This is a genomic window from Paracoccus aminophilus JCM 7686 (genome assembly GCF_000444995.1).
In the GTDB taxonomy this organism is placed as follows: Bacteria; Pseudomonadota; Alphaproteobacteria; order Rhodobacterales; family Rhodobacteraceae; genus Paracoccus; species Paracoccus aminophilus.
Genome location: NC_022041.1, coordinates 430,471 through 453,436 on the forward strand (window position 1 = coordinate 430,471; position 22,966 = coordinate 453,436).

The following is a 22,966-nucleotide window of genomic DNA, read 5'->3' on the forward strand; positions in this document are numbered from 1 at the left end:
GAACTAGCACGAAAGGCGAACATCGCCTAGCGCCTTTTCCGGTTTCGGTTGACAAGTCTTTGCCCCCCCGAGAAAACCCCTGCAACCGAAAGAGGTGATATGTCTCCTGCCCTCATCGCCGTGCTGCCGTTCCTCGGAGCGCTTTTGCCGGGTTTGCTGATCCGATCGGGTCGAGATGTCGCGGCATTGGCTTGCGGTCTGGTCACGCTGGTGGCGCTGATCGGGCTGTGCCAACACATCCCCGCCATCATGGCCGGAGAGGTCGTGACCACGCGGCTCGACTGGCTGCCGCGCCTTGGGCTGAATGCGAATTTCCGGCTGGATGGATTGGGGCTTTTGTTCGGCATCCTGATCCTTGGCATCGGGCTTTTGATCATCGCCTATGCGCGGTTTTACCTGTCGCGGCAGGATGCGGCGGGGCCGTTCTACAGCTATCTGATGCTCTTCCAAGGCGCGATGATGGGGATCGTGCTTTCCGACAATATCCTGCTTTTGCTGGTTTTCTGGGAGCTGACCTCGCTCTCGTCCTTCCTGCTCATCGGCTTTTGGAGCCATCTGCCCGAGGGGCGGCAGGGCGCGCGCATGGCGCTGACGGTGACCGGGCTTGGCGGGCTGGCGATGATCGCGGGGATGCTGATCTTGGGCCAGATCGCGGGCAGCTATGATCTCTCGCAGATCCTGACCCAGCGCGAGGCCATTCAGGCCAGCCCGCTTTACCTGCCCGCGCTGATCCTGATCCTCTTGGGCGCTTTCACCAAATCCGCGCAATTCCCGTTCCATTTCTGGCTGCCGCGCGCCATGGCCGCGCCGACTCCGGTTTCGGCCTATCTGCATTCGGCGACGATGGTGAAGGCCGGGATCTTCCTGATGGCGCGGCTTTGGCCGGCGCTGTCCGGGACCGATGCCTGGTTCTGGCTGGTCGGCGGCGCGGGGATGGTCACCATGCTGGTCGGCGCCTTCATCGCGATCTTCCGCGACGATCTGAAATCGCTGCTCGCCTATTCGACCGTCTCGCATCTTGGCCTCATCACCATGCTGCTCGGCTTTGGCACGATCGACGCGGCGACGGCGGCGGTTTTGCACATCATCAACCATGCGACCTTCAAGGCGGCGCTCTTCATGGTGGCGGGGATCATCGACCACGAGACCGGCACGCGCCGCATCTCGCGCTTGGGCGGTCTGGCGCGGTTGATGCCCCTGACCTTCGCGATTGCGCTGATTGCGGGGCTGTCGATGGCGGGGATCCCGCCGTTGAACGGGTTCCTCTCGAAAGAGATGATGCTGGATCAGGCGGTCCAGACCGGGCCGGTGGCGCTGGTGCTGGCAACCTTGGGCGCGGCTTTGTCGGTCTGCTATGCGCTGCGGCTGATCTGGGCGGTCTTTATGGGGCCAGAGCGGCACGATTATCCTCAGCATCCGCATGATCCGGGCATCGGCCTTTGGGGCGCGCCCGCGCTGCTGGCCGTTCTGGTGGTGGGGATCGGGCTTTTCTCGAACCGGATGGTCGGCTGGCTGGTTGAGGCGGCGGGCTCAAGCGTTACCGGCCAAGCGATCCATCCGCATTTCGCGCTGTGGCATGGGGTGAATACCGCGCTGATCCTCTCGGTTCTGGCGGTCATCGCGGGGGCGCTGTTGCTGCGCGCCTATCCGGGCGTTGCACGCTTTCACGCGAGCCTGCCCCATCCCGATGCAAAGCGCGCCTTTGATGGCGTGATGGCGGGGGCGGCGGGGCTGGCGGGTTTTGTCACCGACCGGCTGACCAATGGCGCGATGAGCCGCGCGCTCGCCGTTTTCACCCTGACCGTGGTGGCGGCTGGGCTTTGGGCATGGAGCAGCGGGCAAGCGGGGCCTGCCACCCGCCCGATGCTTCCCGTGCCGCCGGTCGCGCTGATCGGCTGGCTTTTGCTGGTGACGGCAAGTCTTGCGCTGGTCTGGCTGCACCACAACCGCCTGCTCGCCTTGGTGGTGATCTCGATCGTCGGGCTGATCGCCTCGGGCGCGTTCATCTATCTCTCTGCCCCGGATCTCGCGCTGACCCAGATCTCGGTCGAGGTGGTGACGGTCATTCTGATGCTTTTGGCGCTGAACTTTCTGCCCAAAGCGACGCCGCGCGAAACCAGCGCGCGCAAACGCGGGGGGGACGCCGTCATCGCGGCGCTGGCAGGTCTGGGCCTTGGCGGGCTCGCCTATGCGATCCTGCGCGGCGATTTCGCCTTCCCGAGCATCGCGGGCTATATGGTCGAGAACAGCTATAAAGAGGGCGGCGGCACCAATGTGGTGAACGTGATCCTCGTCGATTTCCGCGGCTATGATACCTTCGGCGAGATCACCGTGCTGGGGATTGCCGCGCTGGTGATCTTTGCGCTGACCGAGACGCTGATGCGCGGCGAGGCTTCGCGGCGTCTGCGGGCGCGTCTGCCCGAGCCCGGTCGCTCGGGCGATGTTCACCCCCTGATGCTGACCGTCGTCACCCGCATCATCCTGCCGCTGACCCTGGTCGCCGCGCTTTACATCTTCCTGCGCGGCCATAACGAGCCGGGCGGCGGTTTCGTCGCGGCCTTGGTCACCTCCGTCGCGCTGATCATGCAATATATGGCTTCGGGCTATACTTGGGCGCAGAGCCGCCAGCGCATCCCCTATCACAGCCTGATCGGCCTTGGCATCGCGGCCGCCGCGATCACCGGGATCGGCGCTTGGTTCGCGGGGCGGCCCTTCCTGACCTCGGCTTACGGCTATTTCAAACTGCCCTTCCTCGAGAAGTTCGAGCTTGCGACCGCGATGGGCTTTGACCTCGGTGTCTATCTTTGCGTCGTCGGTGCGGTCATGCTGGCGCTGAATTCGCTGAGCCGGATCGCGCGGCTTTCGGCCGGGGCGCGGGTCGCGAGCGCCGAGACCCTTCCCGCTAACCTTGACCATAAAGCGGGAGACCACTGATGGAGCTTCTTCTGGCCAGCGCCATCGGCGTGCTTTCGGCGGTCGGCATCTATCTGATCCTGCGCCGCCGCGCCTTTCCGGTGATCTTGGGCACGACCATGCTCAGCTATGCGATCAACCTTTTTCTGTTCGGGACCGGGCGGCTGATGGTCAATGCGCCCGCCGTGCTGGGGCAGGGGGGCACGATGAGCGATCCTTTGCCGCAGGCGCTCGTGCTGACCGCGATCGTGATTTCCTTCGGGATGACGGCGGTGACGGTGATGATCGCACTTGGCGCTTATGTCACCGGCGGCGATGACGGCATCGACATGCCCGCAAGCGATCTGAGCCCCGATCCGGGGTCCTCCCCGGACGCGCGCCTGAAGGAGCCGCGCGCATGAGCCATCTCATCATTGCCCCCGTCGTGCTGCCCGCCTGCCTTGGCGCGGTGATCCTGCTGGCGATGCGGACCGATCTGGTCTTGCAGCGCGTCTTCTCGATTGCCGGGACCACCGCGCTCTTGGGTATCGCGCTTTATCTCAACTGGCTGGCCTCGGGCGGCGAGATCACCGTCTACCGCCTTGGAAATTGGCCCGCGCCCTTCGGCATTGTCCTGATGCTCGACCGGCTCGCGGCCTTGATGCTGTTGTTGACGGCGGTGCTGGCGCTCGCGGTGCAGCTTTACGCCTTGGGCTCGGGCTGGGACCGCAAGGGCTGGCATTTCCACGCGCTCTGGCAGTTCCAGCTGATGGGCGTTTCGGGCGCCTTCCTGACCGGAGACGCCTTCAACCTCTTCGTCTTTTTCGAGGTGCTGCTCATCGCCTCTTACGGGTTGATGCTGCATGGCGGCGGCGCGCTCCGACTGCGCGCGGGGATGCAATATGTCGTCTATAACCTCGCGGGATCGACGCTGTTTCTGATCGCGCTTGGCACGCTTTACGCGGTGACGGGCACGCTCAACATGGCCGATATGGCGGTGCGCGTCGCGGCTTTGCCGCCCGAGCACAGCGCGATGCTGCGCGCCGGGGCGGTGCTCTTGATGCTGGTCTTTGCCGTTAAGGCCGCGCTGGTGCCGCTGCATTTCTGGCTGCCCGCGACCTATGCCAATGCGCCCGGCCCGGTCGCGGCTTTTTTCGCGATCATGACCAAGGTCGGCGTCTATGCGATCTTGCGCTTTTTCACGCTGGTCTTTCCGCAAGGGGGCACGATCGGCACGCTGGCGGTCGACCTCTTGCTGCCCGCCGCGCTTTTGACGCTGCTGATCGGCCAGATCGGCGTCTTGGGCGCGCGCAATCTGAACCGGATGGCGGCTTTCGCGGCGATCGGCTCGATCGGAACGCTGGTGATTGCGCTGTCGCAATTTACGCAAAGCGGCCTTGCGGCGGGGATCTATTACCTGATCCATTCGACGCTGGCGGCGGGTGCGCTCTTCCTGATCGTCGATCTGATCGGCGCACGGCGCGGCGATCTCTGGCTGCGTCCCGAGCGTCCCATTGCCCAAGCTGGGCTGATCGGTGCCTTCTACTTTGCCGTGGCGATTGCCGTGACCGGGATGCCGCCGCTTTCGGGGTTCATCGGCAAGCTGATGGTCATGGAGGCGACCGCCGCCGCGGCCCAATGGGTGCTGATCTGGTCGGTGATCCTGATCTCGTCGCTGATCGCGATTGCCGGGATGATGCGGGCGGGCTCAGTGGTGTTCTGGAAAGCGCGCGAGATCGGCGCGGCCGCCGAGCATCCCAGTGACCCGCACGCCGGGCTGAAGCTCGAACCCGACGAGCCGGTGCAGGACGCCGCTGACGCGCCGTCGCCCGCGCTGGCCTTTGCCGCGGTGGGCGCGCTTCTGGCGGGGCTTGCGCTGCTCACGGCCTTTGCCGGGCCGGTTGCCGATTACGCGCAGGCCATCGCCGCGCAGCTGCAAGATCCCGGTGCCTATGTCGGCGAAGTTCTGATCCGACAGGAGGGCACACGATGAAGACGTGCTTGCGCCGCCTGTTCCCGCATCCGCTGTTGTCGCTGATGGTGCTGGCGGTCTGGATGATGCTGGTCAACCGCTTCGCTTGGGGCTCGCTGGTCTTTGCCGCGATCCTCGCTGTGGTGATCCCGCTGGCGACCGCGCCCTATTGGAAAGGCTTGACCCGGTTTCGCAAGATCTCGGGGCTCGTGGGCTTTGCCGCCGTCGTCGGCGTCGATATCGTCAAGGCCAATCTCGCCGTGGCGAAGGTCGTGCTGTTTCTGCCCAAATCCGCGCTGCGCCCGGCCTTTATCAGCGTGCCCTTGGATCTGCGCCACCCCGAGGCGATCACCATGCTCGCGAGCGCCGTCACGCTGACGCCCGGCACGGTCTCGTGTGATCTTTCCGAAGGCCATGACGCGCTTTTGGTCCATTGCCTGCATGCCCCCGATCCCGATGCCGTGCGCGACGAGATCAAGACCCGCTACGAGGCCCGTCTGAAGGAGATCTTCCCATGATCCTCTATGCGCTCTGGTTCGCCTTCGGCTGTTTCGGTCTGGCGATGCTCTGCTGTCTTTACCGCGTGATCGTCGCACCGGGGCTGACCGACCGGGTGCTGGCGCTGGATACGCTGACGATCAATGTGATCGCGCTGATCACGCTTTTCGGCATCCTGCACGGCACCAGCGCCTATTTCGAGGCGGCGCTGATCTTCGCCATGTTCGGCTTTGTCTCGACCGTGGCTTTCGCCAAATTCGCCCTGCGCGGCGATATCATCGAGTGAGGCGGGCATGGAGTTGATTGCGGAAATCATCGTCTCGGCCCTGCTGATCGCGGGGGGCTTTTTCGGGCTGGTCGGATCGCTCGCACTGATCCGGCTGCCCGATCTGATGTCGCGGCTGCATGGGCCGGGGATGGCGACGACCTTGGGCGTGGGTTCGGTCCTGATCGCGGCGCTGATCTGGTTTCCGGTCTTTGGCGGCGGCTGGAGCTGGCATGAGCTGCTCATCACCATCTTCCTTCTGGCGACCGCGCCGATCACCGGCCATTTCATCGCCAAGGCGCATCTGCATCTCAACCGGATGAAGGATCAGGTGCCGAAACCGCCGAAAGGCGATTGGGCGACCTTCAGCGCCGCAGAGAAAAGCGGGGCAGAGAAAGATAACGCTGCCCGCTAGGGGCCTCAGAACGAGAAACGCCGCCCGAGAAAGGCGGCGTTTGCGTTTCACGGGAAACGGTGAGCGGGGTGCTTAGAGCAGGCCCGCATGTTCCAGCGCAGCGTCGATCTTGTCGCGGGTCGGGCCGGTCAGCGCGACCAGCGGCAGGCGCACGCGCTCGCTGCACAGGCCCAGACGCGACATGGCGTATTTCGCACCGGCCACACCCGGCTCGATGAAGATCGCCTCATGGAGCGGCATCAGCTTGTCCTGATATTCCAGCGCCTTGGCGTAATCGCCCGCGAGCGTGGCGTTCTGGAACTCGGCGCACAGGCGCGGCGCGACGTTTGCGGTGACCGAGATGCAGCCCGTGCCGCCATGGGCGTTAAAGCCAAGCGCGGTGGCATCCTCGCCCGAAAGCTGGATGAAATCCGCCCCGCAGGTCGCGCGCTGCATCGAGACGCGCTCGATCTTGCCGGTCGCGTCCTTGACGCCGATGATGCGCGGCAGTTTCGCGAGCTCGCCCATGGTCGCGGGCGACATGTCGATGACCGAGCGGCCGGGGATGTTGTAGATGATGATCGGCAGGTTCGAAGCATCATGCAGCGCGCGGAAATGCGCGATCATGCCTTCTTGCGTCGGCTTGTTGTAATAGGGCGTCACGATCAGCGCCGCATCCGCGCCCGATTCCTCCGCATGTCTGATCAGGCTGATGCCTTCGCGGGTCGAGTTCGACCCGGCACCTGCGACGACCGGCACGCGCCCTGCGGCGACACGCGCGACCTCGCGGATGACCAGATTGTGCTCGTCATGGCTGAGCGTCGGGCTTTCGCCCGTGGTGCCGACAGGAACCAGCCCGTGGCTGCCCTCGGCGATATGCCACTCGACCAGCTTCTCGAGCGTGGCGAGATCAAGTTCTCCATCGTGATCGAAGGGGGTGACCAGCGCGGGCATCGAGCCTTTGAACATGCGTGCATCCTGTGAAGCTGTTTCATTTGGCCTTACTACCCGAATCCCTCCTTGCCAAGGATGTGAGTTGCACCTGCGCGAATCCGAGGTCACAACTGGCGCATGTTGTATCCTCTGCGCGACAGACTTTTGGGGCTGATCCTTGCGGTCGCCGCGGCCTCTCCGGCTGCGGCTGAAAATCTCGTCGATATGGGCAGAGCGCTTGGCGCGGCCTCGGGGCGCGACTGGGCGGGGGCCGAGATGGCCGCAGCGCGCTCGGGGCCGATCGCGCTTGATCTGATCTTTTGGCAGAAGCTGCGCGCGGGGCAGGGCAGCTGGCCCGAATACCGCGATTTCGCGCTGAGAAACGGCGATTGGCCGGGGCTCGAGCTGTTTTACCGGCGTGGCGATGCGGTGCTGACCCCCGATCTGCCGCCCGCCGAGGTTATCCGCTGGTTCGAGACCCGCAAGCCCGACACGCTGAACGGCGAGACCGCCTATATCGCCGCCTTGCAAAAGGCCGATCCCAAGGCCGTCGCGGCCGAGCTGGCCCGGTTCTGGACCGAGGTCGTCCTGACCGCACCCGAGGAAACCGCCTTTCTCGCGAGCTATGGCGACCGGGTCAAAGGGGCCGATGACGCGCGCATCACCCGCCTGCTCGATCAGGGTGAGGCGCTGGCCGCCGAGCGCATGATCGGCCGCGCCAGCCCCAATGTGGCGGCTGTGGCAAAAGCCCGCATCGCATTGCAGGCCGGTCGGCCCGGCGTCGATACCGCGATTCTCGCGCTGCCGCAGGCGCAGCAGGCTGATGCCGGGCTCGCGCTTGATCGCTTCCGCTGGCGGGTCAAGAACAAGCTCAGCGATCTCGCCCGTGATCTGATGATCGAGCGTTCGACCAGCGCCGAGGCTTTGCGCGATCCCGGCGCCTGGTCGGGCCTGCGCGCCGATTACGCCCGCGCCGCGCTTCGGGCCCGCGACTGGGTGCTGGCCGAGAAATTCGCGGCCAATCATTTCCTGCCCGAAGGCCATAAGGATTATCCCGATCTCGAATGGCTTGCGGGTTATGCCGCGCTGAAGGGCGGCGCGCCGGATCGCGCGCTTGGCCATTTCCGCCATCTCGAAGCCAAGGGCGCGACGCCGATCACCTTGTCTCGCGCGCTTTACTGGCAGGGCCGCGCCTATGAGGCGATGGGCGCGCCCGCGGCGGCCAAGGCCGCCTATACCCGCGCGGCCGATCATCAGACCGCCTTTTACGGCCAGCTCGCCTCTGAGAAAATCGGCGCGCCGATGCGGCCCGAGCTGGCGCTGCCGGGCCGGGCGGTCGAGAGCCTGCCCGAGTGGCGCGGCACGCCGCTCACCCAGAACCGGCTCTGGCAGGCCGGGGTCTGGCTCGCGGCTGCGGGCTATCCCGAGCAGGGCCAGCGCTTTTTCATGCAGCTTGCCGAAACCGCGCCGCCCGAGGATATCGGGCGCATGGCGCGGCTGATGATGGAGCTGCGCCAGCCCTGGCACGCCTTGCGTCTGGCCAAGGCGGCGGCGGCCAAGGGCGGGATCTATCCGGCGGCCTATTTCCCGCTCACCGGGCTCGAGCTCAACGATCACGGCATTGCGCCCGAGCTGGTGCTGGCCATCGCGCGGCGCGAAAGCGAATTCAACCATACCGCCAATTCCCATGCCGGGGCCAAGGGGCTGATGCAGGTCATGCCGGGCACGGCGCGCGACATGGCCCGCGTCATTGGCGAGCCCTATGATTTCGCGCGACTGACCACGGATGCCGAATATAACGCGCGTCTGGGCTCGGCCTATCTGCGCGGGCTCGAGGATCGCTTCGGCTATTCGGTGGCGCTGATCTCGTCGGGCTACAACGCCGGGCCGGGGCGTCCGGCGCGCTGGCTGACCGATCTTGGCGATCTACGCAAAAACGCCGATCCGATTGATTGGGTCGAGATGATCCCGCTCGACGAGACGCGCAATTACGTCATGCGCGTGGCCGAGGCTTTGCCGATTTATCGCGCGCGCATCCATGGCACGCCGCAATCGCTGATCCCGACCTGGGATCTGAACGGCGGCGGGCTGATGCCGCCACCGCCGCCACCACCGATCCGGCTGGCGGTCTCGGCGCGGCCACCAAAGCCAATGCGACCGCTGATCGAGATGGCCGCGGGCGGGGTGTTGCGGGCTGTGCTGGCTCCGGTCGGGGTTGCTCCGGCAGGGATGGCTTCGGGGGCCGCGCCCGGTCCGGCAGCGGTTTCACCCGCTCCGGCATCCGCTCCCCAAGGAGGAACCGGAACCGAGACGATGACCGAGGCCAGCGCCTCTGGCTCTAACCCTGCCGGCTCTTCTGCAGCGTCCGCCACCAGGTAAAGAGCCCCGCGCCGACGACAATGGTCGCGCCGACGGCGACATTGGGCGCAAGCGTTTCGCCGAGCAGCAGCACGCCGATGAACGAGACCCAAACAAGCTGGGTATAGGCGAAGGGCTGCAGGCTTGAGGCCTCGGCCATTTCATAAGCCTTGATCAGCAGGAAATGCGACAAAGCGCCAAGCGCACACAGCGCCAGCAGCAGCGGCACGTCGTAAAGATGGATCGGCTCGATCCAGGCAATGCCGATCGCGGTCGAGGTGACGGCTCCGGCGATCCCGGTCCAAAAGAAGCTGACGCCCGACGGATCCTCGAGCGAGACCATCCGGGTCAGCAGGCTATAAATCCCGAACATCGCCGCCGCGAGGAAAGGGATCAGCGAATCTGCGGCAAAGACTCCGCTGGTCGGCTTCAGCACGATCAGGATGCCGATGAAGCCGACGCCGACCGCGACCCAGCGCCGCCAGCCGATCTTTTCGCCGAGCAGCCGCCCCGACAGCGCAACCACGATCAGCGGCGAGCAGGCAAAGACCGCATGGGTGTTGATCAGCCCCAGCCGCACGAAAGCGGTGACGATCAGCAGCGTCTCGGTAATCAGCAGCACGCCGCGCAGGATTTGCAGAACGGGCCGTTTCGAGCGCGCCGCTGCCCTGAGCCCGCCCGGTTTGCGCAGCGCCAAGATGATGACGAAAGCCGCCATGAACCAATAGCGCAGCATGACGACGAACATCGGCGAATAAGCGGCGCCGAGATGACGCGAAAGCCCGTCTTGCACCGCGAAGACGAAAGCAACGAGGCACATCAACAAGATGGCGCGTGGTTGCTTGTCGCGTGCCGCATCAGAGCTGGCAGGCGAAGACACGACGCCCGCGGTGGCGGGCGACGAAAGAGGGCCCGGCGCGGGGGCTGGATTTGGCATGACGGACTCGCTGGCTGACAGCCGAGACCTGCGCCCATGTGTCGGGAAGGTCAAGGGGGCGCGATGCGCCCCCGTCGTGCCGGAACCGGCCTGCGTGACGGCCTTGTGCGCAGCGCATAGCTGCTGCGCATAAGGCTTTTAGGAGATTAAGCCTTACGCGGCTCGGGGCGTTCGCGGATGATTTCCGCGAATTGCGGGAAGAGCAGCGCATTGCCCGCGACGATATTGCCCGAAGTGACCGGGTTTTCCTCGCTGCGGATCGACTCGACGAAGCCACCGGCCTCTTTGACGAGCAGAATGCCCGCCGCCACGTCCCAGGCGTTGATCCCGCGCTCCCAATAGCCGTCGTAGCGGCCCGAGGCGACATAGGCGAGGTCGAGCGCGGCTGCGCCCCAACGGCGCACACCGGCGGTCATCGGCATCAGGCGGGCCAGATCGGCCAGGGTCGCGGGCAGGGTGCCGCGACCGCCGAAGGGCACGCCGGTCGCGAAGATCGACTCGATCATCTGGCGGCGGCCCGAAACCCGGATGCGCTGGTTGTTCATAAAGGCGCCATCGCCTTTTTCGGCGGTGAACATCTCGTCCTTGGCCGCGTCATAGACGACGGCGGCGACGATCTCGCCCTTGTGCTCGAGCGCGATCGAGATCGCCCAATGCGGCAGGCCGTGCAGGAAGTTGGTGGTGCCATCCAGCGGATCGACGATCCAGCGGCGGGTCGGGTCTTCACCGGCATCCTCGCCGGTTTCCTCGCCGAGCCAGCCATAGTTCGGGCGCGCGGCGCGCAGCTCTTCCTTGATGACGCGCTCGGCCTCGCGGTCGGCGCGGGTGACGAAATCGCCCGCACCCTTGACCGAGACCTGAAGGTTCTCGACCTCGCGGAAATCCTTGACGAGGGAGCGGCCCGCCTTGCGCGCGGCCTTGATCATGACATTGAGGTTGGCGCTGGCCATCGGGCTGTCCTTTTTCGGCTAAGCTCGCGTCATAATGCGATGCGCGCGCAAAGTGAAGTCTTGGAAAGGGTGGGCTGTCGTTGCGTCAAGCCCTGAGCCCTTGCCGCCACGACCCGTCAGAATGCGCCACGACCGGGATCAGCGCAAAAACCGCAGCGGCTCGGTCCGGGCGAGGCGCAGGACATAGGCCATATAGGGTTGGGCGAGATCCTCTTCGCGCAAGGCGGCGTAAAGGCGGCGCAACTTGCCCTTGGGGCCAAGCGGGATCGTCACCAGCTCGGGGTTGGTGGCCTGCGCGCGCAAGACCCAGTCGGGCATGACCGAGACCCCGCGCCCCGAGGCCACCAGCATCAGCGCGACGGCGGTCTGCTCGACCTGCCGGATCTCGGCGGGCTCGACGCCTGCGGGATCGAGAAATTGCGAAAAGACATCGAGACGCGCGCGCTCCATCGGATAGGTGATGAGCGTCTCGCTGCGCAGATCCTCGGGATCGGCATAGCCTTTCGCGGCCAAAGGATGATCGGCGGCGACGACCAGCGTCGGGGCATAGTCGAACAGCGGCTGGAACGTGACCCCGGCGATCTCTTCGGGGTCCGACGAGATCACCAGATCGACCTGACCCTTTTGCAGCGCGGGCAGGGCCTTCAAGGACAGCGAGGCGCGGATGTCGAGATCGACCTCGGGCCAGGCGCGGCGGAAGCGGTCGATGACCGGCAAAAGCCAGTCGAAGCAATGATGGCATTCCATCGCGACATGCAGCCGCCCGGCGCGGCCCTGCTCGACGGCGCGAAACTCGGCCTCGGCCGCGTCGATCAGCGGCAGGACCTGCTCGGCGGTGCGCAAGAGCCGCATCCCGGCAGCCGAGAGCCGCAAGGGCTTGGTGCGGCGCAAGAAAAGCTCGACCCCGGCCTGCTCCTCCAGCGCCTTGACCTGATGGGACAGCGCCGATTGCGTCAGATTGAGCACTTCGGCCGCGCGGGCGAGCCCGCCCTGTTCATGGATCGCGCGCAGGCTGCGCAAATGCCGAAGCTCGAGGTGCATCTTGAATGGAACTCATAACCATGTTGCGGATTATGAATTTGTCTCACGACGGGCGACATGCGACAAGCCCTCTACGATAAAGGAATGAGACCATGACCGCGAAGCCCGGAATCAGCTTTGAATTCTTCCCGCCCCGGAACCTCGACCAGTCGTTCCGCCTGTGGGAAACCGCGCGTGTGCTTGCGCCGCTGATGCCGGATTTCGTGTCGGTCACCTATGGCGCGGGCGGCACGACCCGCCAGCTGACCCATGAGGCGGTGACGGCGCTGACCTCGCATTGCGGGCTCAATGTCGCGGCGCATCTGACCTGCGTTGACGCGACCCGCGACGAGACGATGAAGATCGTTGACGATTACGCCGCCGTCGGCGTGCGCGAGATCGTGGCTCTGCGCGGAGACGCGCCGCAGGGGCAGGCGAAATTCACGGTCCATGAAGATGGTTTCGCGAGCTCGGTCGAGCTGATCGAAGCGATCGCCAAGCGCGGCGGCTTTACCATCCGCGTCGGCGCCTATCCCGAGCCCCATCCCGAAAGCCCGGATACTGCCGCCGATGTCGCCTGGCTCAAGCGCAAGATCGATGCGGGCGCAAGCTCGGCCATGACGCAATTCTTCTTCGAGCCCGAGACCTTCTTCCGCTTCCGCGACGCCTGTGCGGCAGCGGGGATCGACGCGCCGATTCTTCCGGGGATCCTGCCGATTCAGGGCTGGGCCGGGGCCAAGCGCTTTGCCGAGCGCTGCGGCACCTCGGTCCCGGCTTGGGCGGATGAGGCTTTCTCGAAAGCGGGCAAAGAGGGTGAAGCCCGTCTCGCGCATGAGCTTTGCGTCGATCTGTGCGAAAAGCTGATCGCGGGCGGCGTCGACCGGCTGCATTTCTACACGCTGAACAAGCCCGATCTGACGCTTGCGGTCTGCGAGGCCTTGGGCGTTCATCCCCAGCCGGGCTTGAGCCAAGTCGCCTGACCCGCGCCGAGGCACTTAACGATCCGCCGCGTCCTTGGGGTCCAAGGGCGCGGTTTTTGTTTGTGCGGCCTGCACGCCCGAGGCTTTCGCCTTCGCGCCTGTCGCGGTTTTCGCGCGGCCAAGTCGAGGGGTTTTGCTCGGGCCTGACGCGGCGCGCTTGACCCGAGGCCTGCGCGGCTTTGGCTTGTCGAGACCAAAGCGCGCGAGCGCGCCGCTTAAAATCGCCGGGCCGGTATAGGGTTGGGGCACGGTCGGATGGAGCTGCTCGGTCAGGGTCGTGCCCGCGACGCGGGGCGCGCGCGCAAGGAAGGCCTTGCCCCAGCTGCGCCACGAGCCGACCGAGGGCGCGGTCGCATCGCAGGGCAGATGATCGCGCCAGCCCTGCGGCAAGGGCAGGCCCGCCGCCTCGGCCTCTTCCATCATCCAGACCAGCGGAATATTGGCGAGCGGACGCGCATATTCCGCCCCGCTCAACTGCCCGCCAATATCGGGATGACAGCCGCGAAACCACATCTGGCGGATGCGCGCGGGTTCATCCTCGTCCCACAGAAGCGGGGCGAAAGCGGCGCGGGTTTCGTCAAGCGCCAGCGCCTGCGCGCCGCGCTCGGCATAGGCGCCAAGCCGGAGGTCACGAAAACGAAACCCCGGACGACCCACCATCCAGAGCAGCGGAAGCCGCACGCCCAGACCGACGACCGTGTCAAAGACGCCGATCATGCGGATCGGGACATGGGGGTGGCAATGGGCGCGGCGGAAATGGGTCATCGCGGCCTCGTCACCGCCCGCGCTGTAAAGCTCCCAAGCGATGCGCACGCTGTCGTCGGACAAGGCCTCGCGTCGCAAAAGTCCCACCTGACCGATCATCCCGGCCAGCGCACGCACGGCAAAGGCGCCGCGCGAATAGCCAAAGAGAAACAACGGATCGCCCGGCTGCCACTGATGGGCAAGCCACGTATAGGCCGCGAGAATGCGGCTTTCGAGTTCATTTCCCGCAGCAAGTCCCGGCAGAGAGCGCCAGTTTTCCCATTGAAACCCCGGCGAATAACGCACGCGCAGCCGCATCGGCAGCTCGCCCCACCAGCCTGACAAAGCGGCATAAAGCCGGCCGATCGAGCTGCGATGTGCGGGGTCAAGCGAGGCCTGGGTTCCGTCGATCAGAACGACATGGGGCAGAGGGGGGCGCGGTGATTCCATGCCTCACGCTAACATGGATTGGTAAAGATGCGCCCCTCTTGGGCTGGCCTGCGGGCGCTTGGCCGCTCGCGGATCAGCCAAGGGCGCGAACGGTCAGATGCTCCATCTCGCCAAAGCCGTTGAAGCGGGTGTTCGTGGCGGTCGAATAGGCCCCGGCGCCGTGGAAAATGACGTAATCGCCGTCCTTCAGATCTTCGGGCAGATCCAGCTCCCCCGGCAGGCGGTCGACCGAATCGCAGGTCGGGCCGAAAATCGTGCGGCTGAGGGGCTCGCCGCGCCGTGGTTGGCCCTTAGGATCAAGCACCTCGATCCGGTCGAGATTGCCGACGATCGGCAATTCGGAGAGGCCGCCATAGACGCCATCATTGAGAAAGATAGTCTGCCCGTCGCGCAGAGCCTTGACCCGCGTGATCAGCGAGAAGGCATCGGCGCAGAGCCCGCGTCCGGGCTCGCAGACAAGTGCGGGGGCGGAAGCGCCGAAGGTTTCGCGGGTGACGCGGGCGATCAGGGCGAAAATCGCCTCGAGATCGGGGGCGGCGCCGGTGACGCGATGCGAGGGAAAGCCGCCGCCGACATTGAGCCGCGCGGGCGTGATCCCTGCCTGCGTGGCGATGTCACCCGCGGTGCGGATGTAGCTTTCCCAAGCGGCGGGGTCGGTGCATTGCGTGCCGGGGTGGAAGGTCAGCGAGGGGGTAAAGCCGCGCGCGGCGACCTCTTGCAAAAGCGTGACCGCAAGCTCGGGCGGCGCGCCGAATTTCGAGCCGAAATCATAGATCGCCCCAGAGACCGGCAGTTTGAAACGCGGCGAGATCTCGACCCCGTCGGGCGGGACGCGGGCGATGATCTTGGCGAGCTCCGACTGGCTGTCGACCGACCATGCCCGGATGCCCGCCTTGGCCGCATGGGCGATCTCGGCACTGGCGCGAACGGGATTGTGGTAGTGCCTCGCGGCTGCGGGCGCGATCTGGCCGATCAGGTCGATCTCGGCGGGCGAGGCGACGTCGAAACCGGTGACGCCGGTTTTATACAGCACGCGGATGATCGAGGGATCGGGATTGGACTTCACCGCATAGGTGACCTGACCGGGAAAACCGTCCAGAAACCGCCGCGCCGTGGCTTCGAGCGCCAAGGGCGAAAAGGCCATCACCGGATGGTCGGGAGCGCGGCTGCGGATGATGTCGGAGGGATTGTCCCAGATGGTTTTCTGCATCTCGCTTGCGGGCTTTGTCATCGAGCTTCCCCGTGCCGTCGCGTGTTCACAGCAAACGACTGCCGCCGCAATCGGTTCCGGGTCATGCCGCCTTCGGGATGGCAATCTTGCGAGATTTCGTTATTTTGTTCGGAGACTTGGCAAAATGACGGAGAGCGCCTTGGACGATCTGGATCGCGGGATTCTGGCCCAGCTAGCGCAGGATGCCCGCATGTCGGTGGCGGTGCTGGCGCGGCGGCTGAAAGTGGCGCGTTCGACCGTGCAAGCGCGGCTGGAGCGGCTGGAAAGCAATGGCTCGATTGCGGGCTATACTCTGCGTCTGGGCGAGGCCGCGCGCGAGGGGCGGATCCGCGCGACCTGTCTTCTGACCATCGAGCCGCGCTCGCAAGCGGCGATCATTTCGCGCCTTCGCACCGTGGCCGAGGTCGAGCGCATTCATACGACCAGCGGCAGGGTCGATCTTTTGTTGCAGGTTTCCGCCGAATCGACGAGCCGATTGGACGATGCGCTCGATCAGATCGGCAGTTTGACCGGCGTGAAGTCAAGCGAGAGCCTGATTCACCTGTCAACCAAGCTCGATCGGGCGATTTAACCGGCGCGGCGCAGCAATGTGACGAGCGTATCGCCATAACGGCGCTGGTCGATCTGGACGAGGCCCGCTGGCGGCACCGGAGGCTGACTTTCCTCCCAGACGACCACCGCTTCCGGGGTGAGCCAGCCGCCCTTGAGCAGATTGGCCATGGCGCGTTCTCCGAGCCCCATCGCATAGGGCGGGTCGAGAAAGATGAGCCCATAGCCCGCGCCTCGATTCTCGCCCAGATCGGTCGCGTCGCGGCGCCAGACATCGGTCACGCCCATCGCCCGGGCCTTCTCGATATTGCTGCGCAGGAGCGCGCGCGCCTTGACGCCATCATCGACGAAAGCCACCCGCGCCGCGCCGCGCGACAGGGCCTCAAGCCCGAGCGCGCCGGTTCCGGCAAAGAGATCGAGCACCCGTGCGCCGGGGATCGGATTGCCATGGGTGCCGTTGATCAGCAGGTTGAAGATCGATTCGCGCACCCGGTCGGTGGTCGGGCGCAGATGAGCTGCCGCATCGCCCTCGCCGACATCGGTCAGTTTGAGGCCGCGAAGATTGCCGCCGACGATTCTCATGCTTCTGTCCTTGGGATGTTCGGTCTGGTGGCGGGGAAGAAAAGGGGGGCTGTCTGCCCCCCATCCTCTGCGAGGATTCCCCCCGAAGGTATTTGCGTCAAAGCGAAGCTCACTTCATCAGCGCTTTGAGATCGGTCTCGGTTTCGACCTGTTCAGGGCTCGGGGAGCGGCCTGCGTCGATCAGGCGTTTGCCGACCATATAGGCGCGGCCGTCATTCAGGGCATCGACGGCGATCAGGTGGTTGTTGCGGAAATACCAGACGCTGCCGGCATGGTCGTGCTCGCCCTTGCGGGTGACCGTGCGGTCATAGCCGCTGTTGAGCCCTGCGATCTGGAGTTTCGCGTCATATTGGTCGGACCAGAACCAGGGTTTGGGCAGGTAATCGCTGGTTTCACCTTGAGATTGGCCGAGGATATTCGTGGCGACGAGTTCGGCCATGTCGATGGCATTGCCGACGCTTTCGAGGCGGAGCTGGCCCGCCGCCGTGGTGAAGCTGGCGCAATCGCCCGCCGCCCAGATCGCCGGATCGGAGGTGCGGCCCTGGGCATCAGTGGCGATGCCATTGTCGATCCGGAGCCCGGCATGGGCTGCGAGAGCGGTTTCAGGATAGACGCCGATGCCGCAGATCACGAAATCGGCGACCAGGAGGCGGCCATCGGCGAGCTCGACGCCTTCGGCGTGATCGGTGCCGGTGATGCGGATGAGGCCGACGCCTTCGATGATCTCGACGCCATGGGCCTGATGGAGCGCGCGGATCATATTCGCTGTTTCCTCGGAAGCGACGCGGCCGAGAATGCGCGGGGCGGCCTCGACCAGCGTGACCTCGAGCCCGATCTTGCGGGCGACGGCTGCCGCCTCAAGCCCGATATAGCCGCCGCCGATCACGACGAGTTTGCGGCCGCGTTCGAGCTCGTCGACCAGCAGATCGACATCGGCAAGGTTGCGCACGACATGGGTGCCGGGCAGCTCACCGCCGATCATCGCCGGGAGCCTGCGCGGGGTCGCGCCAAGTGTCAGGGCCAGATTGTCGTAGCGGATCAAGCCCTTGTCGGTCGTCACCGTCTTGTTCGCCCGGTCGATCGCGGTGGCACGTTCGCCCAGACGCAGGGTGATCCCGTTCTCGGCCCACCAGTCGTCGCCGCGCAGGGTGAGCCGGTCGAGCTCCATCGTGCCGAGCAAATAGGCCTTGCTCAATGGGGGGCGTTGATAGGGCGGCGCGGTTTCCTCGCCCACGATGGTGATGCCGCCGTCATGGCCAAGCGTCCGCAGTTTTGCAGCCATAGAGGCCGCAGCCTGCCCTGCTCCTAGGATTACGATTTCCATTTCGCCTCGCTGGTCGATCGGTGGGCCACAGCCTATAGTCGCGACGCACGCGATGCAATTCATGGAGATACAGCATGGCCATCACCACTGGAGAGAAGCTGCCCCATTCGGAGCTTTTGAAACTGGGTGCAGAGGGGACCGAAAAGGTCGATCTGTCGGCGCTCTCGGGCAAGATCGCGATTTTCGGGGTTCCCGGCGCCTTCACCCCGGGGTGCAGCCAGGCGCATATGCCGAGCTTCATCCGCACCGCCGATCAGTTCCGCGCCAAAGGGGTGGCGGGGATCTATTGCGTCACCGTCAATGATCCCTTCGTGACCAAGGCCTGGGCCAAGGACACCGGCGCGGATCAGGCCGGGATCGAGGTTCTGGCCGATGCCGATGGCGCCTATACCAAGGCGCTCGGGTTGAATTTCGATGCGGCGGCGGCAGGGCTTTACGGGCGCACCAAGCGCTATGCCATGTTGGTCACGGATGGCGTGGTCGATGTGCTCGAGCTTGAGGTGAGCCCCGGCGTTTGCGAGCTTTCGGCGGGTGAGAACCTGCTGAAATCGCTCTGAGCCTCAGTCAGAGCCTGACGACAACTCTGCGCGGCGGCGGGCTCGCCGTGCAGAAACCCCGATGCGGTCGGGGTGCTGTGATCCTTTTGGGCGGGCGGGGCCCGCGGACGGTCACGATTTTTTCGGATGATTCTCGTGCAGGGAAGGCGCAAGCTTAGCCGGTGCGCACGAGACCTCTCGGGGCCTTTCGGGGCTGCGAGACGGTAGAACCATCTCGCGCCGCTTGGTTTTGCGCCTCTCTTGACTGCGATAACCCTCGGAAATCGGAGAAAGATCATGAGCGATCACGGTAGCCCTTGCTGGTACGAGTTGACCACGCCGACCGGGCGGCTTGATGCCACCTGCGCCTTTTATGGCAAGGTTTTCGGCTGGACGGTGCAAAGCGCCGGGATGGAGGGGTTCGATTATCGGCTGGCGGGCGATGCGCGCGGCATGGTTGCTGGGCTGATGGCCCTGCCGCCCGAGGAGGTGCCGCCGCATTGGAAGATCTATTTCACCGTCGAAAGCGCCGATCAGGCGGCGGCCGAGATCTCGGCTGCGGGCGGGCGCGTGTTGCAAGAGCCTGCCGATATTCCCGGCACCGGGCGTTTCGCGGTGGTCAGCGATCCGGCGGGCGCGGTTTTCGGCCTGTTGCAGCCTTTGGAAATGACGGCAGAGGCGGCGGCGAAGTTCCAACCGGCCTTTGACCAGAAATCCACCGGGCGCGGCAATTGGCACGAGCTGATGGCTCCGCAGCCCGAGGCTGAGTTGTCCTTCTACGCCAAGCTCTTCGGCTGGGAAAAGTCGCGGGCGGTCGAGATGGGCGAGGATCGCGGCATCTATCAGCTCTTCAGCCACAAGGGCGCGGATATCGGCGGCATGATGGATCTCGGGGGCGCGCCCGCCCCGCATTGGCTCGCCTATTTCGGGGTGGACGGCATCGATTCGGCGATGTCGCGGGTCTCGGACGCGGGCGGAAAGATCCTCTTTGGGCCGATGGAGGTCCCCGGCGGCGCCTGGGTTGCGGGCTGCACCGATCCCGAAGGCGCGGCTTTCGCCATTGTCGGTCCCAAGGGCTAAGGGCGGGCGCTCACCTGTTCCGCTCGGACAGGCGCGGGACGGTTGGCGGGCGGCGAAACCGCATCTTCTCTTGGACTTTCCGGCGGGTTTCGCTATCCCCTAACCCAGATTTACGGGTGATTGACCGATGAGCATGGACAAGAGTTTCGACGCGACCACTGCCGAGGCGCGGATCGCGAAAGAGTGGGAGGCGAGCGACGCCTTCGCCGCGGGCGCCAACGCCAAGCCGGGGGCCGAGAGCTTCTCGGTCGTCATTCCGCCGCCGAACGTAACCGGCAGCCTCCATATCGGCCATGCGCTGAACAACACGCTGCAGGATATTCTGGTGCGCTGGCACCGGATGCGCGGCTTCGACACGCTTTGGCAGCCCGGTCAGGACCATGCCGGGATCGCGACCCAGATGGTCGTCGAGCGCCAGATGGCCGAGCGTCAGGAACCGAACCGCCGCGACATCGGCCGCGAGGCCTTTGTCCAGAAGATCTGGGCCTGGAAGCAGGAATCGGGCGGCACGATCATCAATCAGCTGAAGCGTTTGGGCGCGTCTTGCGACTGGTCGCGCAATGCCTTCACCATGTCGGGCGCGCCGGGTGCGCCTGCGGGCGAAGAGGGCAATTTCCACGAAGCCGTGCTGAAAGTCTTTGTCGATATGTATGACAAGGGCCTGATCTATCGCGGCAAGCGTCTGGTCAACTGGGACCCCCATTTCGAGACCGCGATTTCCGATCTCGAGGTCGAGAACCGCGAAGTCCCGGGCCATATGTGGCATTTCAAATACCCGCTGGCCGGTGGCGAGACCTATGAATATGTCGAGCGCGACGCGGACGGCAACGTCACCCTGCGCGAGACCCGCGATTACATTTCGATCGCGACGACCCGGCCCGAAACCATGCTGGGCGATGGCGCGGTTGCGGTCCATACCGATGACGCGCGCTATGCGCCCATCGTCGGCAAGCTGGTCGAGATCCCGGTCGGCCCCAAGGAACTCCGCCGCCTGATCCCGATCATCACCGATGAATATCCCGATCCGAATTTCGGCTCGGGCGCGGTCAAGATCACGGGCGCGCATGACTTCAACGACTATGGCGTCGCGCAGCGCAACGGCATCCCGCTTTATGCGCTTTTGGACACCAAGGGCGCGCTGCGCACCGATGGGCTGAGCTATGCCGAAAGCGCCGAAATCGCCAGCCGCGCGGCGCGCGGCGAAGATGTCGGCGATGTCTCGAACGTCAACCTCGTGCCCGAAGAATTGCGCGGGCTTGACCGCTATGAGGCCCGCGAGCGCGTGATCGAGGCGATCACCGCGGAAGGTCTCGCGGTCACCTATCTGCACAAGGAAATCGAGAAAGAGACCGGGGCCGAGCATCTCGAACGCCGCCCGCTGGTCGAGGCGAAGCCGATCATGCAGCCCTTTGGCGACCGCTCGGGCGTCGTGATCGAGCCGATGCTGACCGACCAATGGTTCGTCGATACCGCGAAAATCGTCGGCCCGGCGCTTGATGCGGTGCGCTCGGGCGAGACCCGGATCCTGCCCGAACAGCACGAAAAGGTCTATTTCCACTGGCTCGAAAACATCGAGCCCTGGACGATCTCGCGCCAGCTGTGGTGGGGCCACCAGATCCCGGTCTGGTATGGTTTCGACATGGCTGCGGGCAATTTCAAGGATGATGAGGGCGACGGCGCGCTGGACGAGGTCGAGATCTTCTCGTTGCTGGCCGATGGTCTGGTTCAGCGCGGCGACTTCCACCATGCGGCGGCGAATTTCGCCGATGTCGCCGGGAAGTTCCGCGACGATATCGCCGGTCTGCCCCATCCGTTGCAGATCTCGCGCGTGATCGAAGTGGCTGACCGTGCCGCCGCCGAAGAGGCGTTTGCGGCGGGGCTCGCCGCCTATAATCTCTCGCAAGATCCGACGGTTCTGGTCTATCCGGTCTGGCGCGATCCCGATGTGCTCGACACCTGGTTCTCGTCGGGCCTGTGGCCGATCGGCACGCTTGGCTGGCCGGAAAATACGCCGGAACTCCAGAAATATTTCCCGACCTCGACGCTGGTCACCGGCTTTGACATCATCTTCTTCTGGGTCGCCCGGATGATGATGATGCAGCTCGCCGTTGTCGGCAAAGTCCCGTTCCACACCGTCTATGTCCACGGTCTGGTGCGCGACGAAAAAGGCGCGAAAATGTCGAAGTCGAAGGGCAATGTCATCGACCCGCTGACGCTGATCGACGAATTCGGCGCCGATGCGATGCGCTTCACCCTGACCTCGATGGCCGCGATGGGGCGCGACCCGAAGCTTGGCCCGCGCCATGTCGAGGGCAACCGCAACTTCGTCACCAAGATCTGGAACGCCACCCGTTTCGCCGAAATGAATGGCGTGCGCGGCGGCGGGGCAAAGCCCGAGCCCCAGCATACCGTGAACCGCTGGATCATCGGCGAGGTCGCGCGCACGCGTCTGGCCTTTGACGAGGCGCTGACGACCTATCGCTTCAACGATACCGCGCAAATCCTCTACGCTTTCGTCTGGGGCAAGGTTTGCGATTGGTATGTCGAATTCGCGAAGCCGCTCTTTGATGGCGAGTTCGCCGAGGAAACCCGCGCGACCATGGGCTGGGTGCTCGATCAGTGCTTCACGCTGCTCCATCCGATCATGCCTTTCGTGACCGAAGAGCTTTGGGCGCTGACCGGCGACCGCGCCAAGATGCTGGTTCACGGCGACTGGCCGGTCTATGGCGCCGAGCTGATCGACGCTGCTGCTGACCGCGAGATGAACTGGGTGATTTCGCTCATCGAATCGATACGTTCGGCCCGCGCGCAAATCGGCGTTCCTGCAGGCGCGAAGCTGGATCTCGTGGTGACCGAGGCCGATGAGGCCGCGCGCGCGGCCTTGGCGGCGAACGGCCCGCTGGTTCAGCGCATGGCGCGCATCGAGACGGTTCGCGACGGCGCGATGGGGCGGGGCATGATCGCGGTCTCGGTGCAGGGCGCAAGCTTCGCGCTGCCGGTCGGCGATGTGATTGATGTCAAAGCGGAAACCGCGCGTCTCGAAAAGGCCGTGGCCAAGACCGACAAAGACGCGAACGGGCTGCGCAACCGTCTGGGCAACCCGAAATTCGTCGAGAATGCCGAGCCTGAAGTCATCGAGGAAACCCGCGAAAAGCTGGTGGCTCTGGATGACGACATCGCCCGCACCCGCGCCGCTTTGGCGCAGCTGGCGGCGATGTAAGCTGTCGCAACAGACATAGAAAAGGCCCGCAACGCGCAAGCATTGCGGGCC

General features: G+C 65.0%; 20 protein-coding genes. 12 read left to right on the top strand and 8 right to left on the bottom strand.

Going from position 1 to position 22,966, the window contains the following annotated elements; all coding sequences use genetic code 11:
• The first annotated feature begins 99 nt into the window (after window positions 1-99).
• Genes JCM7686_RS02200 through JCM7686_RS02225 form a run of 6 tightly spaced genes read left to right on the top strand, consistent with a single transcriptional unit; the run spans window position 100 to window position 6,042 of the window.
• Entirely contained in the window at window positions 100-2,934 is a 2,835-nt protein-coding gene (locus tag JCM7686_RS02200; protein ID WP_020949233.1) for a monovalent cation/H+ antiporter subunit A, read from the top strand.
• On the top strand, window positions 2,934-3,314 hold the full coding sequence (locus tag JCM7686_RS02205) for a Na+/H+ antiporter subunit C (protein ID WP_020949234.1): 381 nt from the start codon (window positions 2,934-2,936) through the stop codon (window positions 3,312-3,314). Before JCM7686_RS02200 ends, JCM7686_RS02205 begins: the two co-directional genes overlap by 1 nt.
• A complete protein-coding gene (locus tag JCM7686_RS02210; RefSeq protein ID WP_020949235.1) occupies window positions 3,311-4,885 on the top strand; it encodes a monovalent cation/H+ antiporter subunit D in 1,575 nt (524 codons plus the stop codon). Before JCM7686_RS02205 ends, JCM7686_RS02210 begins: the two co-directional genes overlap by 4 nt.
• Window positions 4,882-5,382 (top strand): Na+/H+ antiporter subunit E, encoded by a 501-nt coding sequence (locus JCM7686_RS02215; protein ID WP_020949236.1) that lies wholly within the window; start codon window positions 4,882-4,884, stop codon window positions 5,380-5,382. Before JCM7686_RS02210 ends, JCM7686_RS02215 begins: the two co-directional genes overlap by 4 nt.
• A complete protein-coding gene (locus tag JCM7686_RS02220; protein ID WP_020949237.1) occupies window positions 5,379-5,648 on the top strand; it encodes a K+/H+ antiporter subunit F in 270 nt (89 codons plus the stop codon). Before JCM7686_RS02215 ends, JCM7686_RS02220 begins: the two co-directional genes overlap by 4 nt.
• A gap of 7 nt (window positions 5,649-5,655) precedes the next feature.
• Complete coding sequence (locus JCM7686_RS02225) at window positions 5,656-6,042, top strand: Na+/H+ antiporter subunit G (protein WP_020949238.1); 387 nt, start codon at window positions 5,656-5,658, stop codon at window positions 6,040-6,042.
• Window positions 6,043-6,114: 72 nt separating this feature from the next.
• Here JCM7686_RS02225 and dapA read toward each other — a convergent pair whose 3' ends face one another.
• Window positions 6,115-6,990 carry a 4-hydroxy-tetrahydrodipicolinate synthase gene (gene dapA, locus JCM7686_RS02230; RefSeq protein ID WP_041527076.1) on the bottom strand — a complete coding sequence of 292 codons (876 nt, stop codon included), beginning with the start codon at window positions 6,988-6,990 and terminating at the stop codon, window positions 6,115-6,117.
• A gap of 102 nt (window positions 6,991-7,092) precedes the next feature.
• Between dapA and JCM7686_RS02235 the strand changes: the two genes are divergently transcribed.
• The gene (locus JCM7686_RS02235) at window positions 7,093-9,333 is read left to right on the top strand and encodes a lytic transglycosylase domain-containing protein (protein WP_020949240.1); all 2,241 of its coding nucleotides are present in this window, start codon (window positions 7,093-7,095) and stop codon (window positions 9,331-9,333) included.
• Here JCM7686_RS02235 and JCM7686_RS02240 read toward each other — a convergent pair.
• From JCM7686_RS02240 to JCM7686_RS02250, 3 genes are all read right to left on the bottom strand, one after another.
• Window positions 9,293-10,249, bottom strand: coding sequence for a DMT family transporter (locus tag JCM7686_RS02240; RefSeq protein ID WP_020949241.1), 957 nt, complete (start codon window positions 10,247-10,249; stop codon window positions 9,293-9,295). The two genes, JCM7686_RS02235 and JCM7686_RS02240, sit on opposite strands and share 41 nt — an antisense overlap.
• 146 nt (window positions 10,250-10,395) lie before the next feature.
• Window positions 10,396-11,199 (bottom strand): inositol monophosphatase family protein, encoded by an 804-nt coding sequence (locus JCM7686_RS02245; RefSeq protein ID WP_020949242.1) that lies wholly within the window; start codon window positions 11,197-11,199, stop codon window positions 10,396-10,398.
• A gap of 138 nt (window positions 11,200-11,337) precedes the next feature.
• The gene (locus JCM7686_RS02250) at window positions 11,338-12,240 is read right to left on the bottom strand and encodes a LysR family transcriptional regulator (protein ID WP_020949243.1); all 903 of its coding nucleotides are present in this window, start codon (window positions 12,238-12,240) and stop codon (window positions 11,338-11,340) included.
• A 92-nt stretch (window positions 12,241-12,332) separates the two neighbouring features.
• On the opposite strand from JCM7686_RS02250, the gene metF reads away from it, so the two are divergent.
• Window positions 12,333-13,199 (top strand): methylenetetrahydrofolate reductase [NAD(P)H], encoded by an 867-nt coding sequence (gene metF / locus JCM7686_RS02255; protein ID WP_020949244.1) that lies wholly within the window; start codon window positions 12,333-12,335, stop codon window positions 13,197-13,199.
• A 15-nt stretch (window positions 13,200-13,214) separates the two neighbouring features.
• Here metF and JCM7686_RS02260 read toward each other — a convergent pair whose 3' ends face one another.
• On the bottom strand, window positions 13,215-14,393 hold the full coding sequence (locus JCM7686_RS02260) for a DUF2235 domain-containing protein (protein ID WP_020949245.1): 1,179 nt from the start codon (window positions 14,391-14,393) through the stop codon (window positions 13,215-13,217).
• A 73-nt stretch (window positions 14,394-14,466) separates the two neighbouring features.
• The gene (locus JCM7686_RS02265; protein ID WP_020949246.1) at window positions 14,467-15,624 is read right to left on the bottom strand and encodes a type III PLP-dependent enzyme; all 1,158 of its coding nucleotides are present in this window, start codon (window positions 15,622-15,624) and stop codon (window positions 14,467-14,469) included.
• Window positions 15,625-15,763: 139 nt separating this feature from the next.
• Here JCM7686_RS02265 and JCM7686_RS02270 point away from each other — a divergent pair, with 139 nt between their 5' ends.
• Complete coding sequence (locus JCM7686_RS02270) at window positions 15,764-16,195, top strand: Lrp/AsnC family transcriptional regulator (RefSeq protein WP_041527519.1); 432 nt, start codon at window positions 15,764-15,766, stop codon at window positions 16,193-16,195.
• Here JCM7686_RS02270 and rsmD read toward each other — a convergent pair.
• Both rsmD and JCM7686_RS02280 read right to left on the bottom strand, forming a co-directional pair.
• On the bottom strand, window positions 16,192-16,755 hold the full coding sequence (rsmD, locus tag JCM7686_RS02275; RefSeq protein ID WP_020949248.1) for a 16S rRNA (guanine(966)-N(2))-methyltransferase RsmD: 564 nt from the start codon (window positions 16,753-16,755) through the stop codon (window positions 16,192-16,194). The genes JCM7686_RS02270 and rsmD overlap by 4 nt on opposite strands.
• A gap of 109 nt (window positions 16,756-16,864) precedes the next feature.
• Window positions 16,865-18,079: an NAD(P)/FAD-dependent oxidoreductase gene (locus tag JCM7686_RS02280; RefSeq protein ID WP_020949249.1), complete on the bottom strand. Its 1,215-nt coding sequence runs from the start codon at window positions 18,077-18,079 to the stop codon at window positions 16,865-16,867.
• A 74-nt stretch (window positions 18,080-18,153) separates the two neighbouring features.
• On the opposite strand from JCM7686_RS02280, the gene JCM7686_RS02285 reads away from it, so the two are divergent.
• From JCM7686_RS02285 to JCM7686_RS02295, 3 genes are all read left to right on the top strand, one after another.
• Window positions 18,154-18,636, top strand: a complete 483-nt coding sequence (locus JCM7686_RS02285) for a peroxiredoxin (RefSeq protein ID WP_020949250.1) — start codon at window positions 18,154-18,156, stop codon at window positions 18,634-18,636.
• Between the two features lie 276 nt (window positions 18,637-18,912).
• A complete protein-coding gene (locus tag JCM7686_RS02290; protein WP_020949251.1) occupies window positions 18,913-19,695 on the top strand; it encodes a VOC family protein in 783 nt (260 codons plus the stop codon).
• Window positions 19,696-19,822: 127 nt separating this feature from the next.
• Window positions 19,823-22,915 (top strand): valine--tRNA ligase, encoded by a 3,093-nt coding sequence (locus JCM7686_RS02295; RefSeq protein ID WP_020949252.1) that lies wholly within the window; start codon window positions 19,823-19,825, stop codon window positions 22,913-22,915.
• The last annotated feature ends 51 nt before the right edge of the window (window positions 22,916-22,966 follow it).

Excerpts from the sequence above, each read along its gene's own strand:
- JCM7686_RS02200 (WP_020949233.1), top strand. The coding sequence starts at position 100 with ATGTCTCCTGCCCTCATCGCCGTGCTGCCGTTCCTCGGAGCGCTTTTG.
- JCM7686_RS02205 (WP_020949234.1), top strand. The coding sequence starts at position 2,934 with ATGGAGCTTCTTCTGGCCAGCGCCATCGGCGTGCTTTCGGCGGTCGGC.
- JCM7686_RS02210 (WP_020949235.1), top strand. The coding sequence starts at position 3,311 with ATGAGCCATCTCATCATTGCCCCCGTCGTGCTGCCCGCCTGCCTTGGC.
- JCM7686_RS02215 (WP_020949236.1), top strand. The coding sequence starts at position 4,882 with ATGAAGACGTGCTTGCGCCGCCTGTTCCCGCATCCGCTGTTGTCGCTG.
- JCM7686_RS02220 (WP_020949237.1), top strand. The coding sequence starts at position 5,379 with ATGATCCTCTATGCGCTCTGGTTCGCCTTCGGCTGTTTCGGTCTGGCG.
- JCM7686_RS02225 (WP_020949238.1), top strand. The coding sequence starts at position 5,656 with ATGGAGTTGATTGCGGAAATCATCGTCTCGGCCCTGCTGATCGCGGGG.
- dapA (WP_041527076.1), bottom strand. The coding sequence starts at position 6,990 with ATGTTCAAAGGCTCGATGCCCGCGCTGGTCACCCCCTTCGATCACGAT.
- JCM7686_RS02235 (WP_020949240.1), top strand. The coding sequence starts at position 7,093 with ATGTTGTATCCTCTGCGCGACAGACTTTTGGGGCTGATCCTTGCGGTC.
- JCM7686_RS02240 (WP_020949241.1), bottom strand. The coding sequence starts at position 10,249 with ATGCCAAATCCAGCCCCCGCGCCGGGCCCTCTTTCGTCGCCCGCCACC.
- JCM7686_RS02245 (WP_020949242.1), bottom strand. The coding sequence starts at position 11,199 with ATGGCCAGCGCCAACCTCAATGTCATGATCAAGGCCGCGCGCAAGGCG.
- JCM7686_RS02250 (WP_020949243.1), bottom strand. The coding sequence starts at position 12,240 with ATGCACCTCGAGCTTCGGCATTTGCGCAGCCTGCGCGCGATCCATGAA.
- metF (WP_020949244.1), top strand. The coding sequence starts at position 12,333 with ATGACCGCGAAGCCCGGAATCAGCTTTGAATTCTTCCCGCCCCGGAAC.
- JCM7686_RS02260 (WP_020949245.1), bottom strand. The coding sequence starts at position 14,393 with ATGGAATCACCGCGCCCCCCTCTGCCCCATGTCGTTCTGATCGACGGA.
- JCM7686_RS02265 (WP_020949246.1), bottom strand. The coding sequence starts at position 15,624 with ATGACAAAGCCCGCAAGCGAGATGCAGAAAACCATCTGGGACAATCCC.
- rsmD (WP_020949248.1), bottom strand. The coding sequence starts at position 16,755 with ATGAGAATCGTCGGCGGCAATCTTCGCGGCCTCAAACTGACCGATGTC.
- JCM7686_RS02280 (WP_020949249.1), bottom strand. The coding sequence starts at position 18,079 with ATGGAAATCGTAATCCTAGGAGCAGGGCAGGCTGCGGCCTCTATGGCT.
- JCM7686_RS02285 (WP_020949250.1), top strand. The coding sequence starts at position 18,154 with ATGGCCATCACCACTGGAGAGAAGCTGCCCCATTCGGAGCTTTTGAAA.
- JCM7686_RS02290 (WP_020949251.1), top strand. The coding sequence starts at position 18,913 with ATGAGCGATCACGGTAGCCCTTGCTGGTACGAGTTGACCACGCCGACC.
- JCM7686_RS02295 (WP_020949252.1), top strand. The coding sequence starts at position 19,823 with ATGAGCATGGACAAGAGTTTCGACGCGACCACTGCCGAGGCGCGGATC.